The sequence below is a fragment of the Sulfitobacter dubius genome, assembly GCF_900113435.1.
GTDB classification, from domain to species: domain Bacteria; phylum Pseudomonadota; class Alphaproteobacteria; order Rhodobacterales; family Rhodobacteraceae; genus Sulfitobacter; species Sulfitobacter dubius.
Window position 1 is genome coordinate 166028 of the sequence record NZ_FOPG01000004.1, and the last position, 17137, is coordinate 183164.

Sequence of the window (17137 nt, forward strand, 5' to 3'; positions counted from 1 at the left end):
CTGAGAATCCGCGCATTTGGCGCGAAATACAATAATGCACAGATACGAACATCGAACAGTTTCGTTTGCAAGCAGTTCTGGCGCGCTGGCAAACACGTTTGTCACATAACTGTAACAATACCCGCCCAAAGGGGGCAAGGGCGGCACCGATGTCGGATTGTGAGGAAGGGGCCGGTTCGGCGTTTAGAGGTTTAGCTCGATCTTGCGCACCCGGTCCCGTAGCAGTGTCTTAGAAACGGTCAGCAAATGCTGCTCCATCGCCGAAGCCGCGCCCAATGAGTCGCGCCGGGCGATGGCGTCGTTCAGGGTCATGTGCTGTTCGCCCAGGATCTGCAGCGTTTCGGGCGCATGAGAACTGCGGCGGCGGGAGGTCCAAGCCACTTCGCGCCTCACAGCGCGGATGGATTCGTAGACCGTGAGGAACAACGGATTCCGCGCCATTTCAGCAATTTTATAGTGAAACATGTCATCCGCTGCCTCATAGGCGTCCGGGTCGCTGAGGTTCAACGTGGCGCGCATCAACTGATCCAACCGTTCGATCTCTTGCGGGCGGGCGCGGTCGGCAGCGAGGGCGGCAAGGGCGGGCTCGACCTCAAGCCGCACTTCCATCACGTCGCTTGGTGTCACCTGCCGGGCAAGGTGGCGCAGGCTGTCGGCATTGGTGGCGGGCGGCGGCGTGGCAAAGGTGCCTTGGCCGTGGCGGCGGTAGATCGTGCCGTCTTCTTGCAGCAGGCCAAGCGCCAGCCGCAGCCGCGCGCGGCTCACGCCGAAATGCTCGGCCAATGTCCGTTCGGGTGGCATGCGCCCATCGTTTAGGATGTCCCCCTGCCGGATCGAGCTGCGCAGACGCTCGGCCAATTCATCTTCGCTTGGGGCGGGCTGGGGGGACTGTGTCATGAGTTGGAAAACGCTTCAAATAAATCAAAAAACATGCGTAGAGAGGTTATCATCAGGAAGATTCCAAAGGCAAACCTAAGCGCGCGCCGCGGGATGCTATGTGCCAATTTCACCCCGACGTGGGCAAAGCTGCTGGTCAGCGGAATGATGATGGCCGCAGCGGCAAAGTTCACATAACCAAGCGAGAAGGGCGGCAGCCCCTCGGCGCCAAGCCCGGTCAGCGCATAGACCACAGCGCCGGGCAGCCCGATGATGAACCCAATCGCCGCCGAGGTGCCAACGGCGCGGCGGATGTCATAGCCAAGGAAGTTCAGCAGCGGCACGCCGATGGTGCCCCCGCCAATGCCCATCATGGCCGATAGCCCGCCTGTGACAACGCCCAGCATCGCCCAGACCGGTTTGGCAAAGCTGCGCGGCGTCGGCTCGTCTTTGGTTTTCCGAAAGATCATGTCTATGGCCACAAGGGCCGCGACCGTAGCGAAAACCGCGACTAAAATCAGGCCCGAGACATAGCCACCCAAAAGTGCCCCGATGACCACTCCGACCAACAGCGATGGCGCCCAGAGTTTGAGCAAATTCATATCAATGGCGCCGCGTTTAAAATGACCATAGCCCGACGAAAGTGAGGTGAAGACGATGGTCGCCAACGATGTGCCCACGGCCACCTGCATGGTGATTGCAGAATCCATGCCCGCCGTTGACAGGGCAAGGTACAGCGCGGGCACAATGACGATACCGCCGCCGACGCCCAACAGTCCGGCAAGGATGCCACCAAAGACACCTGCGGTGATTGCAATGGCAAGAAGCGGCAGAAGTTGGCCAAGGTCTAGCGCGTTCATCAGGTCAATCCTTCTCTGTCACTGTAACGGTCGCTTGTGAGCGACTGGTTTTACCTGCCGCTTTGCGCGCCTCTTCGGCCCGCGTGATGGCCGCGTCGATCGGCGCGCGGTCAGAGGTGCCTGAGAAATTATCAAGGCTCGGCATTGCCTCGGCCACGTGAAGGTAACGTTCCCCCGCTACTTCAAGCAGGCGATCAAGTTCGCTTAGCGGATCGTGGTGATCATCAACGCGCAGATCAAGATAGGCATGGTCCTGTCCGCGGTGAATGACCAGACCTGCGGCCTGACGGCCCCGTTTGTCGCCGCCTGCTTCTTCGCCCGCGCGCATGGCGGCAAGTAGACGTTCGGCCATCGGCAGATCACCGCGTGCGGCATAGGTATCGAATGTCGCCTCAACCACCTCGGGTCCAGTCAGCATATTGCCTGCAACCGAATGGATATCGCCCACCCGGTGCCCGGCCCAATCGACGCAATCCGCACCGGTATGTGCGGCGAAATTTCCTGCCGCATCAAGCATGTGACATTGGCGGATATCGCGGCCTGCGTCGCGTGAGGCGAATTCCTTTAACAACGCCTCGGCAAGGTCGCCGCTTTCCAACATGCGGCGGCCCTCTGTTCCCCATAGTGGATTGACGAAGGCCTGCGTTGCGACCGCGACCCGGCGGCCGATATAGGGCACAGCAGCACCGCAAGCGAAAAAGCGGCTGGCGACGGCGATGCCGATTTCGTTGCTTTCGGGGTCACGGGCGATGATGGAATAGGTCATGGGTCAGCGTCCTACGGCATAGGCCTGCATCAGGCGGGGGGTCGCGGCGGCTTGAAGGCTGCCATCAGGGTTGCGTAGCGCGGCCGTGAGGCGACCCACCGACCACGGATCGGCCACGGTCACGATATGACCGCGCGCGCGCAGTCCATCGATTACGGCTGGCCCCACATTGGGCTCGATCATCATCTCACCGGGCAGGGCCTCCCGGGGGAAGAAGCTGCTTTGGAAGTGAAGCGTGTGGAACAGCGGCGCGTCCATGCCTTGTTGCAAGTCGATCCCGTGATGCACAAACCGCAAGAACCAGATCAACTGCCACTGGTCCTGCTGGTCGCCGCCCGGTGTACCAAAAACCAACTGCCGCCCGTCCGAATGTTCGGCAAAGGAGGGGGTCAATGTGGTGCGCGGACGCCGCCCAGGGGCGAGGGAGGTGGGCAAGCCCCGCTCAAGCCAGAACATCTGCGCGCGGGAATTCAGCGGAAAGCCAAGTCCCGGCACGACCGGATTGCTCTGCAACCAACCGCCCGAGGGCGTGGCCGAAACCATATTGCCCAAGCGATCGACCACATCTAGATGCACCGTATCGCCGCGTTTTTCGGTCAGATGGGCCATGGTGGGCTCTTGTGGTGCGGCATTCTGGACGCCGAAATCACGGGCGGCGCGTTCGATATAGCGCTCAGGCAGATGCTCCAGTCCCGCAATAACACCGGGGCGTTGATCAAGGGAGGCTTGCCCATTGATCAGCTTGGCGCGTTCGGCGTTGTAGTCGTTCGACAGCAGTTGATCCATCGGGATGATGCTGTGGTCGGGATCACCATAATAAGCCTCGCGGTCGGCAAAGGCGAGCTTCATCGCCTCAATCACCGTATGGGTAAAGGAAACCCCCATCGGGTCCATCGCGGCGAGGTCGAAATGCTTCAGGATTGCCAGCGTCTGCAGGAATACTGGCCCTTGCGACCATGCCTGAGTTTTGTGAACCGTCCAGCCGTGATACTCGTAACTTAGCGTGTCCTCATAGGTCGCCTGCCATTTGGCCATGTCTTCGCGCGCCAGCACGGCACTATTTTTCTGCTCGGATACATCATGCACGCGGGCGTCTTTGAGGTAGTCAAAGATCGCGTCGGCCACAAATCCATCGGCCCAAATCTGGCGCGCAGCATCAATCTGCGCCACCCGGTCAGTTCCGGCGGCTTCGGCCTCGCTCACCAATCGTTCATAGGTAGCGGCCAGATCGGGGTTTTTGAAATTGGCGTTCGGCTCTGGTGCCTTGCCGCCCGGTGTCCATACGGCGGCAGAGGTTGGCCATTCGGCGGCGAAATAGTCAGCCAGCCCTTTGATCGTGTTCGACACGCGCGGCAGCACCGGATGGCCGTCGCGGGCATAATCGATTGCCGGTTGCAGCACGTCCCGCAGGCCCATGGTGCCATGATCCCGCAGCATCAGCATCCAGCCGTCGAATGCACCGGGAACCACGGTCGACAAAAGACCAGAACCTGGGATCAATTTCAGACCGAGTTTCTCAAAATGCTCCAACGTGGCGCCTGCGGGGCTGACGCCTTGGGCACAGACGACCTTGGTCTCTTTCTTTTCTGCGTCGTGAAAGATGATCGGCAGATCGCCCGCCGGGCCGTTCAGATGCGGCTCAACCACCTGCAGAACGAAACCGGTAGCCGCAGCGGCGTCAAAAGCATTGCCGCCTTTTTCCAGAATGCCGAAACCGACGGTCGAGGCGATCCAATGGGTCGAGGTGGTGACACCAAAGGAGCCGCGGATCTCGGGGCGGGTGGTGAAGGTGGTCATGTCGTCTCCGGTCAGTGTTCGCGCGGGTCCAGCGCATCGCGCAGCCCATCGCCAAGAAGGTTAAAGCCAAGCACAACCAAGAAGATCGCGATGCCCGGCCAAAGCGCCATCCACGGCGCTTGGTTGAGGAAGTTTTTCGCCGTGTTCAGCATCGACCCCCAAGAAGGCGACGGCGGCTGTTGACCAAGGCCAAGGAATGACAGCGACGCTTCGGCGATGATCGCTGTCGCCACTGTTAGCGTGGCCTGCACCAGCACGGGCGGCAGGACGTTGGGAAAGATATAGCGGCGTAAGATGCGTGGCGTGCTGAGACCGATGGCGCGCGCGCTTTCGACGTAATCTTCGGCGGCGACACTTAGCACCTGACCGCGCGTCAGGCGGATAAAGACGGGCGTGGCCGAGATGCCGATGGCGATCATGGCGTTGGTCAGGCTTGGCCCTAGAAAGGCCGCCAGCGCGATGGCAAGGATCAAGAAGGGTGCGGCCAGCAGCGCCTCGGTGCAGCGTGAAATCACCGCATCGGTCCAGCCGCCGAAATACCCCGCGACGATGCCCAACGGCACGCCAAGGCCAAGCGCGATAGCGACCGAAACGACCCCCGCGAGTAGGGATGCCTGCGCCCCCCAGATCAGCCGCGACAACACATCGCGGCCCAATTCATCGGTGCCCAACCAATGCGCCGCCGAGGGCGCTTTGCGTACCGCACCCCAATCGGTCGCAGCCGGGTCGGGGATCGGGAGAATAGGCGCCAGCAATGCGATAGCGCAGAAAAAGACCACCAGCACCCCGCCCAGCATGGCGCTGCGGTGGTGGCGAAATTTCTTCCAGACCCGGTTTTCAGGGCGTGCCGAGAGAACGGGATCGGCGGCGCTTTCGGCGTCTATGGTGATGGGTGTGGCAGGTTGAGCCATTATTGCTTCCTCAAGCGGGGGTTCAGCAGCACATAGGCGACATCGGCCAGCAGGTTCATGAAGATAAAGCCGACAGCGGTGACCAGAACGATCCCCTGCACCACGGCGTAATCTCGGTTGAACACCGCATCGACCACAAGCTTGCCAAAGCCGGGAATGGTGAAAATCTGTTCTGTCAGCACCGCGCCTGCGATCAACTCACCAAAGAGCAGCGCGGTCAGGGTGACGATCGGGGTCAGCGCGTTGCGGAAGGCGTGTTTAAGGATGACTTTCCGCTCGACCAGACCTTTGGCGCGGGCGGTGCGGACGTAATCGCTGCTCATCACGCTCAGCATGGCGGAACGGGTGTGACGCATCAGCGTCGCAGCAAGCGCCGTGCCGAGCACGAAGGCGGGCATCAGCATGACGGTAATGGAGCGCAGGGGGTCTTCGCTTAGTGGCACATAACCCGAGGCGGGCAGCAGCTTCCATTTCACCGAGACCAGCAGGATCAACATGATCCCCAGCCAGAAGTTCGGGATCGACAGGCCCGAGAGCGCCACAACATTGGCGACGTAATCCGTCACTGTGCCCTTTTTCACGGCCGAGAAAATGCCCGCAGGGATACCGATCACCATGGCGAATATCATTGCCATCGTCGCCAGTTGGATGGTCACGGGAAGCTTCTCTCCAATCAGCTCCAGCACCGGTTGGTTGGTACGAAGAGAAATGCCCAGATCACCGGTCAGCGCATTGCCGATCCAAGTGAAATATTGAACCGGGATAGGATCGTTGAGCCGGTATTTCTCACGCAGGAACTCCAGCACCTGCGGGTCGCGTTCTTCACCAGCCATGGCCAGCACCGGGTCGCCCGGCAGCAGCTTTTGTAGGGTAAAGACAAAGACCGAGATCAGGATGATCGTTGGGATCGCGATCACCAGACGGCGCAGGATGAAGGACAGCATGGGGGTATGTCTCGCTCAGAGGGGAGGCACCGCCGGGACTGGCCCGGCGGTGTTCTTTTTAAAAGGCTTAGCCTTCTGCTTTCATCACACCGTCGAGACGGATCATGCCATCAGGATAGGCGGTGAAGCCGGTCAGGCCGGCGTCCAGTGCCCAGATCCATGTCTGGTGATAAAGATACACGATCGGCAACTCTTCGTTCAGGATCGCACGGGCCGCGGTATAGCTTTCGCGACGCACGTCTTGATCGTTGGATTTGCGCGCTTTGTTCAGCAGCTCATCCACTTCCGGGTTCGAGAACTTGGAATCGTTGATGCCGCCATCGGAGGTCATGAACTGGTGGATGTTGCCATCGGGGTCCACACGGCCCGACCAGCCGATCTGGCTCGCCTGATAGTCCCCCGCCGATTGGTCGGCCAGCAGCGTCGCGAATTCCTTGGAGGTGATCGAGATGTTGATCCCCGCCTCAGCCGCCATGGACTGAACGACCTGCATCAGTTGTAGCGGGATCGTGGTGTTGGGCACTTGTACTTCAAGGTCGATCCCATCGGCAAAGCCCGCTTCGGCGAGCAGTTCCTTGGCCTTTTCTACGTCACGCTCCGGCACGGGGAAGTCGGTGCTGTACCAAGGCGAGTTCGGCGGGAAGGGCTGGTTACCGGCCGCAAAAGCACCGTTGAAGACCACCTGATTGATCGCTTCGCGGTCAATCGCATAGCTCAACGCTTGACGCAGACGTTTATCGTTGCCCCAAGGGTTATCACCCTTTTCGCCATTGGCCACGTTGATCGTGATGCCCTGATAGCCTAGCGACACGGCGCTTTCGACATTGATGCCGTCGTCACCTTCGGCTTGGGCAAGGTCGGTCGCTGCGAGGCGTTCGATCATGTCCACGTCGCCAGATTGGAGGTTTGCCAGACGCACAGTTGTATCTGGAATGGGCAAATAGGTTACCGTGTCAAAGTGGAAGTCGTCGGCGTTGTAATAGTCGGCAAACTTTTCAAGCACGATACGGTCTTGGGCCACGCGCTCTTTGAACTGGTAGGGGCCCGAGCAGACCGGGTTCAGGCCAAAGTCATCGCCCGCCGCTTCGGCAGCGGTGGGGGAAACCATCATGCCCGCGCGGTCGGCGAACTGGGCCATCAGCGTGGCGTCGGCATCGGCCAGATCAAAGCGGATTTCGTGGCTGCCCAGTACTTCGACGCCGGTGATGGAGGAAAGTTCGGATTTGCGGCGCGAGGTCTCAAGGTTCTGGCTGCGGTCGATGTTGGCGGCCACGGCCTCGGCATCAAACGGCGTGCCGTCATGGAAAACCGCATCATCGCGGAGCTTCATGGTCAGTTGCTTGCCGTCCTCAGAAAAGGACCATTCGGTCGCCAGTTGCGGGATGATTTCCAGATCAGGCGTGATGTCCACCAGCTTGTCGCACAAAGACGTATAGACGATCCGCCCCACAAAGGTGCGCGACTGGTCGGGGTCCAGCACATCGGCGTCAGATTGCAGCGCGATGCGCAGGTCAGCCGCCTGAGCGCCGAGGGTCGTGGCCCCCAGCAGCGCGGCGGCGAGGGTCATTTTGGTCAGTGTCATATCGAACTCTCCTGTCGTTTCATTAAGTCTGTTTTAGCCTATTATTCTTGGTCTTGGCGGGGGCGGAGCGTTGTCCGATCCCGCATGGCGTCTTGGTAAAGCGCAAAGCGTGCCGCCGCGCCGGGGGCACGTTCGGGCGCATCGGCAAGGCCGAGGTCCGGTGTGGCGGCGGCGATCTCTTCGAAATAGTGGCAGGCGGCGATATGGCCGTCGCCGGCATCGGTTTGGCGCAAGGCAGGCGGCTCGCTTGCGCAGCGCTCTTTGGCATAGGGGCAGCGGGTGTGGAACCGGCAACCCGAGGGCGGGTTCGCAGGGCTCGGCATCTCTCCCTCAAGCGCGGTCTGCGGCGTGCGCGCACCATGGGCGGCCACCGGAATGGCCGAGAGGAGCGCGCGGGTATAGGGGTGGCGCGGGTGGTTGTAGACCGTATCGACATCGCCCTGTTCGACGATCTGCCCCAGATACATCACCGCCACGCGGTCGCTCATATGGCGGATCACGGCGAGATCATGGGCGATGATGACCAGTGTGAGCCCCAATTCATCGCGCAGATCGCCAAGCAGGTTAATCACCTGCGCCTGCACCGAAACATCGAGCGCCGAGACCGGTTCATCCCCGATCACCAGTTTCGGGGCCGAGGCGAGCGCCCGCGCAATGCCGATGCGCTGGCGCTGGCCGCCTGAAAACTCATGCGGGTAGCGTTCGGCATGTTCGGGGCGCAGGCCGACCTTTGCCAGCAGTTCGGCCACTTTGCCGCGCCGCTCGGTGGCGGACATTTTCGGGAAATGCGTCTCCAGCGGTTCGCCGACCAGCTTGCCAACACTCATGCGCGGGTTCAGCGACGAAAAGGGGTCCTGAAAAATGAACTGCATGTCGCGGCGAAGCGCCGTGAGGTCACGCCCGGCAAGGCTGCGCACATCAGCGCCGTCAAACTGTACATCACCTTCCGTCGGTGTCAGCAGCCGCATCAAAAGCCGCGCGAGGGTGGATTTACCGCAGCCGGACTCACCAACGATGGCAAATGTCTCACCACGCCGCACGTTGAAAGACACGCCGTCAACGGCCTTCACCGTGCCACTTGCAGCCAGCATGCCGCCGCCAGTCTTGAAGTGCTTTTTAAGCGCACGCGCTTTGAGGATGTGATCGCTCATGCGCTCTGCTCCAGATGTGTTTCCAGCGGGGCGAAGTGACAGGCCACGGCGTGCCCGCCCTCAAGCGGGGCGAGCGGCGGCTCCTTGGCGCAGATCGGCTGAGCAAAGGGGCAGCGCGTGGCAAAGCGGCAGCCTTCGGGCATGTTCTGCGTCGTCGGCACCATGCCCGGCACGGTGGCCAAACGTCCGCGCGGGCCGCTCAGCTGCGGGATCGAAGACATGAGGCCGATCGTGTAGGGATGCTGCGGGTCGTTAAAAATCCGCTCCGCCGGACCAGTCTCGACAATGGTGCCCGCATACATTACGGCCACGGTATCGGCGATTTCGGCCACGACACCCAAATCATGGGTGATCATGATCGTGCCCATGTCAGTTTCGGCCTGAAGGTCGCGGATCAGCTCAAGGATTTGCGCCTGAATTGTCACGTCGAGCGCGGTGGTCGGCTCGTCCGCGATCAGCAGGGACGGATCGTTGACCAGCGCCATCGCAATCATCACCCGCTGGCGCATACCGCCTGACAGTTGGTGCGGGTAATCCCGCATCCGCTTCTCTGCCGCCGGAATGCCGACCCGCTTGAGGATCGCCAGTGCCTTATCCTCGGCCTCGGATTTGCTGGCATCGCTATGGGCTAGCACGGCTTCGACGATCTGATCGCCGATGCGAAAGGCGGGGTTAAGCGAGGTCATCGGCTCTTGAAAGATCATGGTCATCCGGCTGCCGCGCAATTTGCGCATTGCAGTGTGATCAGCGAGGTCGAGCTTTTGCCCCTCAAAAATCATCTCGCCCGACCCGATCGTCGCGGCGCCCGCAGGCAACAGCCCCATCATCGCCAAAGACGTCACGCTTTTACCGCATCCGCTTTCGCCGACAACGCAAAGGGTTTTGCCCGGGCTGACCGAGAAATTGACGTGATTGATTTGGTCGCTCGGCGCGCCGCGAAAGCGCAGGCTGAAGTCGCGTACTTCGAGCAAAACCTTGTCGGAACCGGTGTCAGGGCTGGGCAATGGATCGCTTTCTTGAACCAATATAAGATTGGTCGAGTATGCGGTTGCATGTTTCCGACTGTCAATCCGGCGATTGGAGTTTCTGAAATAGGCATTTCAGATCACCGGGTTGCGGCAATTCCTGCCAGATATCTAATCGGAGTTGCGTAAAATTTGTGCGACATCGAAATGCGATATTTGCTGCTCTTGGTGCGTGTTCACGCTGACCCTCGCCTTTGCACGCTATGGCGCTATTGTAGCATTCTGAGAATATTGCTTTACCAACAATGAACTAGAGACCTTTGAGCAGGACGATACCGCCCCATGACCAACAAACCTAAATCAGCAGAGCGCAAGCGCGGGTCAGGGGCGCAATTTGTCTATTCGATCCTGCGCGATGAGATTCTCGATCTTACACTGCTGCCGGGCAGCCCAATTGATGAGATTCGCCTGTCTGAGCGTCTGTCGATGTCCCGCACCCCGATCCGCGAGGCTTTGGTGCGGCTGGCCAGTGAAGGGCTGGTGACCACGTTACCCAATCGCTCGACCGTGGTATCGAATATCGATTTCATGAACCTGCACACCTTCTTTGATGCGATGACCTTGATGTACCGCGTCACCACACGGCTCGCGGCGCAGTTTCATACACCCGCAGATATGGCAGCTATCCGCGCCCGACAGGCCGAGTTCGCCAAAGCGGTTGCTGCACAAGACGCGCTGTCGATGATCGCCACCAACCGGGAGTTCCATGCCGAGATCGCCCGCGCGGGTCGGAACCCCTACTACGAATCGCTGTGCCTACGGCTTTTGGATGAGGGGCGGCGGTTGCTGCGGATGTATTATCAATCCTTCGATGATCAGCTTCCGAATGAATATGTGCAAGAACACGAAGACCTAGTCGCCACCATTGAAGCGCGCGACGTGGCCCGTGCAGATTCCCTTGCCGGGACGCACGCTGACCAGATCGTGCAACAGATCCAAGCGCTGATTTCGCGCGATCGTCGACAGCATATCGAACTATAAATCGCAAAAAAGTAATTGCAGAAACTACAGATGTTTTTGCGCGTAGATTTATTGTCGACAAACAAAATACAATATGCAAAATATAGCCAAGCCCGGCAGATTGCAGCCGGTTTCTATGATGGAGAACCCAATGACCCCGACGATCTTTTCCGGCTGCATTCCGGCTTTGATGACCCCCTGCACCGAAGACCGCAAACCCGACTTCGACGCACTGGTGCGTATGGGCAAAAAACTCATTTCCGATGGAATGAGCGCGGTTGTTTACTGCGGCTCGATGGGCGATTGGCCATTGCTGACAGATGCTGAGCGGATGGAGGGCGTTGAGCGCCTTGTCGACGCTGGCGTTCCGGTGGTCGTTGGCACAGGTGCGGTAAACACCAAGCTGGCCGCCGAACACGCCGCCCATGCCCAGAAAGTTGGCGCTAAAGGCCTGATGTTGATTCCCCGCATCCTGTCGCGTGGGACATCGGTTGCCGCGCAGAAAGCGCATTTCAAAGAAGTTCTTTCCGCCGCGCCCGAGCTTCCTGCCGTGATCTACAACAGCCCCTATTATGGGTTCGCCACCCGTGCAGACCTGTTCTTTGCGCTGCGGGCAGAGCATGCAAATCTCGTTGGCTTCAAAGAGTTCGGCGGCGCCGATGACCTGCGCTATGCGGCGGAAAACATCACCAGCCGTGACGATGACGTCACATTGATGATTGGCGTGGATACCACAGTTTTCCACGGTTTCGTCAACTGTGGTGCGACCGGTGCGATTACAGGGATTGGCAATGTGCTGCCCCGCGAAGTGCTGCATCTTGTCGCGCTAAGTCAGGCCGCAGCGGCGGGCGATGCAGAGGCACGTCAGCGGGCGCAAGAACTCGACGCGGCACTTGGTGTTCTGTCCTCCTTTGATGAGGGGCCCGATCTGGTGCTTTATTATAAGCACCTCATGGTGCTTGAAGGCCATGCCGAATACGCGCTGCATTTTAATGAGTCTGACGTGCTGTCGGACAGCCAGCGCGGCTATGCCGAAGCGCAGTACAACCTTTTCCGTGCCTGGTACGCCGATTGGTGCAAACAGGGTGGCGCGGTCGCCAAATACGCCGCCTAAACCATACCCAAACGTTTCTTGTCGTGATGGCCCGTCGCTTCTGCGGCGGGCCGTTTGCGTTGTGAGGCGACCTTTTTGGAAGAAGATAATTGCAAACGCATATAAATTTGGCTAGCGTCTTCCCAGGGATCATTGCACCGGGAGAGGGTGCGTCCATCAAGGGAGAAAAAGACAGATGAGTGCGACAGATGTAATGCGCGAATTCGGGGCGATGCTGGCCTCGGGCGGGGTCGAAGTGGTCGATTGTTCCGGCGTTCTGGGGCCAGATACGCCGATCCTGCAACTGCCTGCGGACTTTGCAAAGCCGACACCCAAAGTTGAGATCCATAAGATCAGTGAATATGACCAAGATGGTCCGTTTTTCGCATGGAACTGGATGGTGCTGGGCGAACATTCCGGCACGCATTTCGACGCGCCGCATCACTGGATCACGGGCAAGGATTACGAAGACGGTTTCACCGATAGCCTTGATGTCCAGCGCCTTGTCGCACCGGTGAATGTCATCGACTGTTCGCAGCAATCACAAGAAGACCCCGACTTTCTGCTCGACGCCAAAGGCATCAAGGAATGGGAAGCCGAGTATGGCGAGATTGGCGAGGGCGAGTGGGTCGTCATGCGCACCGATTGGGATGCTCGCGTGAATGACGAGGCGCGCTTCCTCAACGCGGATGAAACCGGGCCCCACAGCCCCGGACCGACCCCGGATGCGATCGAATATCTGATGAGCAAAAAGATTGTGGGTTGGGGCACGCAATGCATCGGCACCGACGCCGGCCAAGCCGGTGGGATGGAACCGCCGTACCCGGCGCATAACCTGCTGCACAAGAATAACTGCTTTGGTCTGGCAAGCCTTGCCAATCTCGACAAACTGCCGCCCAAGGGGGCAATCCTGATTGCCGCGCCGCTGAAGATCAAGAATGGCACCGGCAGCCCCATTCGGGCGCTGGCACTGGTGCCAAAGGGCTGATCGGTGGCGAAAACACCTCTCTCAGACGCGGATAGCGCGCCGTTGGACCAGCTTGGGCTCGAAAACTTTGCGCCTTATCTGATGAACCGGATCATGGGGCGGTATAATGCCGCCCTGTCCACGGAAATGGCGGCCCTCGGGCTGACCACGCCCCAGATGCGCTCTCTCGCCGTTCTGTCTGTGATCGACGGTATCTTGATCCGTGAATTGGCCGTCTATGCGGTGGTTCAGCAATCCACGCTGAGCCGGGCATTGGATGCGCTGGTGCGCGACGGTCTGGTGCGGCGTGAGACTGACGCGACCGACAGCCGCGCGACCCGCGTCTACCTGACCGACAAGGGGCGAGAGGCCTATGCAAGGCTCTGGCCGCATATGGCCGAGGCCTATGGCGCGATGTTCAAGGGCATCGACGCCGCCGAGAAAGAGGCCTTTGTAGGCACTTTGCGCACCATGCTGCGCAACATCCGAAAACACGATTTTTAAGAGGGTCTCATGGCCGAGCGTTCGTTCAAAGCTGAGGTGGAACACCTGCGTAAAGGAGACGGTGACGTCTTCACAGGTGAGGGTATCCTCGCGATTACCAAAGCCCTTCTGGAAAACGGGGTCGGCTATGTGGGCGGCTATCAGGGTGCACCGATCTCGCATCTGATGGACGTGCTGGCCGACGCTGAGGAATTGATGGGCGAGTTGGGCGTACGGTTTGAGGCGAATGCGTCTGAGGCGGCGGCGGCGGCAATGCTGGCGGCGAGTGTGCATTACCCCATTCGCGGGGCCGTGACCTTCAAAGGGCCGGTGGGCGTCAACGTCGCCTCTGATGCGTTGGCGAACCTCAGTTCCTCCGGTGTGACCGGCGGCGCGCTGGTAATCGTGGGCGAGGATTACGGCGAAGGCTCGTCGATCATGCAGGAACGCAGCCACGGCTTTGCGATGAAGTCGCAGTTTTGGATGCTCGACCCGCGCCCGAACCTGCCCTGCATCACCAAGGCGGTGAAGGATGGGTTTGAGCTTTCGGAGGCCAGCAATACGCCCGTCATGCTGATGGTCCGCATCCGGTCTTGCCATGTGACGGGCAGCTTTGAGACCCGTGACAACCAGCGTCCGCCACTCACTGTGGCCGAAGCCGCCGCCAACCCACGCTCAGATTTCAATCGCGTTGTGCTGCCGCCAATGTCCTATCTGCATGAGAAGGACAAGATCGAGAACCGCTGGCCTGCGGCAGAGAAATTCATCCGCGAAAATAAGCTGAACGAGTTCTTCGGCCCCAAGGAAGCCCCGCTTGGTATTGTCGTCCAAGGCGGCATGTACAACTCCGTCATCCGTGCCCTGCAACGGCTTGGCCTTGCGGATATCCACGGTCAGACCGAGGTGCCGCTCTATGTGCTGAACGTCACCTATCCGCTGCTGCGCGATGAGTTCGACGACTTCTGCAAAGGTAAGGATCACGTGCTGGTGGTCGAAGAGGGCCAGCCGGACCATATCGAACAGCAGCTCGGCTCCTACCTCTACAAACTCGAACGGAAGGTAAAGCTGCACGGCAAAGATGTGCTCCCGATGGCAGGCGAGTACACCGGTCAGGTGCTGCTCGACGGGGTGACGGATTTCCTCAAAGTCGCCGCGCCCGAGATGCTGCCCGGCAAAGTACGCGCCCCCAACGCCGAAGCGCCCGCAATCCCCGATTTGTCCGACACCGTGCCGATCCGCCCGCCGGGTTTCTGCACCGGCTGCCCGGAACGCCCGATCTTTGCCGCGATGAAACTGACCGAACAAGAACTGGGCAAGCACCAGATCACCGGCGACATCGGCTGTCACCTTTTCGGCGTGCTGCCCCCCTTTGAGATCGGCGGCTCGACCATGGGCTATGGCCTCGGCCCCGCCTCCAACGCGGCCTTCGACGGGGGCGGCGACAAACGGGTGATCTCGATTCTTGGGGATGGCGGGTTCTGGCACAACGGGCTGTCGACCTCGATCGGGAACATGGTGTTCAACAAGTCCGACAGCGTCGCGGTGATCGTCGACAACTACTATTCCGCCGCCACGGGCGGGCAGGACGTGATGTCCTCGCGGGCGCATAACGACACCAAGAGCACCAACAATCCGATCTCCAAGGCGCTTAAGGGCGTCGGCGTGGAATGGGTGCGCCAGATCGACCGGACCTATGACGTGGGTAAACTGCGCGAAGTGCTGCGCGAGGCGCTGACCACGGATTACAAAGGGCCGAAGGTCATCGTCGCCTCCTCAGAGTGTATGCTGAACAAGCAGCGCCGCGAGAAGCCGCTCCGCAACAAAGCGATCAAAGAAGGCCGCCGCATGGAGGTGCCGCGTTTTGGCGTCGATGCCGATGTCTGCACCGGGGATCATGCCTGCATCCGGCTCTCGGGCTGCCCGTCGCTGTCGCTCAAACGGCTCGACGATCCTTTGCGGGATGATCCGGTGGCGCATATCGACCAGACCTGTGTGGGCTGCGGTAACTGCGGTGAAGTGGCCGATACGGCGGTGCTCTGCCCGTCCTTCTATCAGGCCGATGTGGTGCATAACCCCACCCGTTTCGAGCGGTGGCGTGCCGAGAAAACCAGCCAGATCATCTCTTGGCTACAAAGACGGCGCGACGCAAAGCGGCTGCGCAGCGAAGGAGTGACGACGTGAACCTGGTTCTGCCCCAAAAGACACCCGATGCGCGTGTCGGTGAAATCATCAAGCTCGCGGTCATGGCCGTGGGCGGGCAGGGCGGCGGCGTCTTGACCGGCTGGATTGAATCCATGGCCCGGGCCGAAGGCTATGTCTGTCAGGCGACCTCGGTCGCGGGGGTGGCGCAGCGCACGGGGGCCACGATCTATTATGTTGAGATGGCCCGCAAAAGCGCGTTGGAGCCGGTCTTTGCCCTCGCCCCTGCGGCGGGCGATGTCGACGTGTTGATCGCGGCTGAGATGATGGAGGTTGGCCGCGCCGTGATGCGCGGTTTCGTGACGCCAGACCGCACCACGCTGATCGGCTCGACCCACCGCGCCCTTGCGGTGAGCGAGAAGATGGCGCCGGGTGACGGCATTGCCGATGCGGATGAGGTTCGCGCGGCTGCCGAAATCGCCGCGCAAAAACTGGTGTTGGAGGATATGGAAGGGCTGGCCGTCGGCGCAGGCTCTGTCATTTCCGCTTCGCTCTTTGGCGCTTTGGCCGGGTCCGGGGCGCTGCCGTTCCAGCGGGAGGCCTATGAGGACGCGATCCGCGCGGGCGGCAAGGGGGTCAAGCCGTCATTGCGCGCCTTTGCCGTGGGGTACGACGCTGCGCAGGGCCGTTTGCCCACCAGCGCGCCCGTCGCGATAGACGAGCCGGAAACTCCCTTCCGCCTCGCCGGACCAGAGGCGTTGCAAAGCCAATGGGACGCCCTCGTCGCCCGCGCCGACGCGCTGCCCGAAGCGGTGCATGATTTGGCATTCGCGGGCCTGTCTAAAGTGGTGAACTTCCAAGACTGCGCCTACGGTACGCTCTATCTGGATCGGCTCGATACCATGCTGGCCCGCGACAGCGCCGCGCAGGACTGGCGGCTTTCGGCGGAAGCGGCGAAATATATTGCCAACGCCATGGCCTATGACGACATCATCCGTGTCGCAGACCTGAAAACACGCGCCCCGCGTTTTACCCATATCCGGCAGGAAATGCGCGCAGGCGATGCGAATCTGATGCAGTTGACCGAATACTTCCACCCCCGCGCCGAGGAGATCGCAGGCCTGATGCCCGCGCGTCTTGGCGCCAAAGTGGAAGCGAGCGACAAATGGATGACCCGGCTGAACCGTTGGTTCGATAAGGGTCGTCGCCTGCGCACGGATCGCTTGCCCGCGTTCTTGATGCTGCATGTGCTGGGGGGGCTTAAAGGATACCGTTTGAAGACCCACCGCCATGCCATCGAAGTGGCCCATCTTGACAATTGGCTGTCGCGCTGTCTGGCCGAGGTTGAGGCCGATTATGACGTCGCGGTCGAGCTGGTGAAATGCCGCCGGCTTATCAAAGGCTATTCCGACACCCATGCGCGGGGACTGGGCAAGTTCGACAAGGTGATAGATGCCGCTGGCTTGCTGCGCGGGCGCGATGATGCCGCGCAGTGGATCGCGCGCCTGCGGGAGGCGGCCTTGCAAGATGCCGAAGGCAAGGCGCTTGAGGGGGCCATCGCAACAGTGCGTTCTTTCGTTTAG

Annotated in this window: 15 protein-coding genes; 6 read left to right on the forward strand and 9 right to left on the reverse strand. The window is 60.4% G+C overall.

The features are described from left to right. Window positions 1–183 precede the first annotated feature (183 nt). From BM229_RS16695 to BM229_RS16735, 9 genes are all read right to left on the reverse strand, one after another. Window positions 184–897 carry a FadR/GntR family transcriptional regulator gene (locus BM229_RS16695; protein ID WP_093928777.1) on the reverse strand — a complete coding sequence of 238 codons (714 nt, stop codon included), beginning with the start codon at window positions 895–897 and terminating at the stop codon, window positions 184–186. After that, the gene (locus BM229_RS16700) at window positions 894–1736 is read right to left on the reverse strand and encodes a sulfite exporter TauE/SafE family protein (protein WP_093928778.1); all 843 of its coding nucleotides are present in this window, start codon (window positions 1734–1736) and stop codon (window positions 894–896) included. Before BM229_RS16700 ends, BM229_RS16695 begins: the two co-directional genes overlap by 4 nt. Before the next feature lie 4 nt (window positions 1737–1740). Next, window positions 1741–2502, reverse strand: a complete 762-nt coding sequence (locus BM229_RS16705) for a DUF1028 domain-containing protein (protein WP_093928779.1) — start codon at window positions 2500–2502, stop codon at window positions 1741–1743. Window positions 2503–2505: 3 nt separating this feature from the next. Then, window positions 2506–4299 (reverse strand): gamma-glutamyltransferase family protein, encoded by a 1794-nt coding sequence (locus BM229_RS16710; RefSeq protein WP_093928780.1) that lies wholly within the window; start codon window positions 4297–4299, stop codon window positions 2506–2508. A gap of 11 nt (window positions 4300–4310) precedes the next feature. After that, window positions 4311–5210: an ABC transporter permease gene (locus BM229_RS16715; RefSeq protein WP_208604112.1), complete on the reverse strand. Its 900-nt coding sequence runs from the start codon at window positions 5208–5210 to the stop codon at window positions 4311–4313. Continuing rightward, a complete protein-coding gene (locus BM229_RS16720; RefSeq protein ID WP_093928781.1) occupies window positions 5210–6154 on the reverse strand; it encodes an ABC transporter permease in 945 nt (314 codons plus the stop codon). Before BM229_RS16720 ends, BM229_RS16715 begins: the two co-directional genes overlap by 1 nt. Window positions 6155–6221: 67 nt before the next feature. Further along, the gene (locus tag BM229_RS16725) at window positions 6222–7736 is read right to left on the reverse strand and encodes an ABC transporter substrate-binding protein (RefSeq protein WP_093928782.1); all 1515 of its coding nucleotides are present in this window, start codon (window positions 7734–7736) and stop codon (window positions 6222–6224) included. A 41-nt stretch (window positions 7737–7777) separates the two neighbouring features. Then, the gene (locus BM229_RS16730) at window positions 7778–8887 is read right to left on the reverse strand and encodes an ABC transporter ATP-binding protein (protein ID WP_093928783.1); all 1110 of its coding nucleotides are present in this window, start codon (window positions 8885–8887) and stop codon (window positions 7778–7780) included. Beyond that, window positions 8884–9891: an ABC transporter ATP-binding protein gene (locus BM229_RS16735; protein ID WP_093928845.1), complete on the reverse strand. Its 1008-nt coding sequence runs from the start codon at window positions 9889–9891 to the stop codon at window positions 8884–8886. The genes BM229_RS16730 and BM229_RS16735 overlap by 4 nt, the downstream gene beginning before the upstream one ends. Window positions 9892–10194: 303 nt before the next feature. On the opposite strand from BM229_RS16735, the gene BM229_RS16740 reads away from it, so the two are divergent. From BM229_RS16740 to BM229_RS16765, 6 genes are all read left to right on the forward strand, one after another. Next, window positions 10195–10893 carry a GntR family transcriptional regulator gene (locus BM229_RS16740; protein ID WP_093928784.1) on the forward strand — a complete coding sequence of 233 codons (699 nt, stop codon included), beginning with the start codon at window positions 10195–10197 and terminating at the stop codon, window positions 10891–10893. 130 nt (window positions 10894–11023) lie between these two features. Further along, window positions 11024–11986, forward strand: coding sequence for a dihydrodipicolinate synthase family protein (locus tag BM229_RS16745; protein WP_093928785.1), 963 nt, complete (start codon window positions 11024–11026; stop codon window positions 11984–11986). Window positions 11987–12161: 175 nt separating this feature from the next. Next, entirely contained in the window at window positions 12162–12953 is a 792-nt protein-coding gene (locus BM229_RS16750; protein ID WP_093928786.1) for a cyclase family protein, read from the forward strand. A gap of 3 nt (window positions 12954–12956) precedes the next feature. After that, the gene (locus BM229_RS16755) at window positions 12957–13436 is read left to right on the forward strand and encodes a MarR family winged helix-turn-helix transcriptional regulator (protein ID WP_243263686.1); all 480 of its coding nucleotides are present in this window, start codon (window positions 12957–12959) and stop codon (window positions 13434–13436) included. Between the two features lie 9 nt (window positions 13437–13445). Next, entirely contained in the window at window positions 13446–15596 is a 2151-nt protein-coding gene (locus BM229_RS16760) for a thiamine pyrophosphate-dependent enzyme (RefSeq protein ID WP_093928787.1), read from the forward strand. Beyond that, the gene (locus BM229_RS16765) at window positions 15593–17137 is read left to right on the forward strand and encodes an indolepyruvate oxidoreductase subunit beta family protein (RefSeq protein WP_093928788.1); all 1545 of its coding nucleotides are present in this window, start codon (window positions 15593–15595) and stop codon (window positions 17135–17137) included. The genes BM229_RS16760 and BM229_RS16765 overlap by 4 nt, the downstream gene beginning before the upstream one ends.

Coding starts and splice junctions, on each gene's coding strand:
- BM229_RS16695 (WP_093928777.1), bottom strand. CDS start 897: ATGACACAGTCCCCCCAGCCCGCCCCAAGCGAAGATGAATTGGCCGAG.
- BM229_RS16705 (WP_093928779.1), bottom strand. CDS start 2,502: ATGACCTATTCCATCATCGCCCGTGACCCCGAAAGCAACGAAATCGGC.
- BM229_RS16715 (WP_208604112.1), bottom strand. CDS start 5,210: ATGGCTCAACCTGCCACACCCATCACCATAGACGCCGAAAGCGCCGCC.
- BM229_RS16740 (WP_093928784.1), top strand. CDS start 10,195: ATGACCAACAAACCTAAATCAGCAGAGCGCAAGCGCGGGTCAGGGGCG.
- BM229_RS16760 (WP_093928787.1), top strand. CDS start 13,446: ATGGCCGAGCGTTCGTTCAAAGCTGAGGTGGAACACCTGCGTAAAGGA.
- BM229_RS16730 (WP_093928783.1), bottom strand. CDS start 8,887: ATGAGCGATCACATCCTCAAAGCGCGTGCGCTTAAAAAGCACTTCAAG.
- BM229_RS16745 (WP_093928785.1), top strand. CDS start 11,024: ATGACCCCGACGATCTTTTCCGGCTGCATTCCGGCTTTGATGACCCCC.
- BM229_RS16750 (WP_093928786.1), top strand. CDS start 12,162: ATGAGTGCGACAGATGTAATGCGCGAATTCGGGGCGATGCTGGCCTCG.
- BM229_RS16700 (WP_093928778.1), bottom strand. CDS start 1,736: ATGAACGCGCTAGACCTTGGCCAACTTCTGCCGCTTCTTGCCATTGCA.
- BM229_RS16720 (WP_093928781.1), bottom strand. CDS start 6,154: ATGCTGTCCTTCATCCTGCGCCGTCTGGTGATCGCGATCCCAACGATC.
- BM229_RS16725 (WP_093928782.1), bottom strand. CDS start 7,736: ATGACACTGACCAAAATGACCCTCGCCGCCGCGCTGCTGGGGGCCACG.
- BM229_RS16710 (WP_093928780.1), bottom strand. CDS start 4,299: ATGACCACCTTCACCACCCGCCCCGAGATCCGCGGCTCCTTTGGTGTC.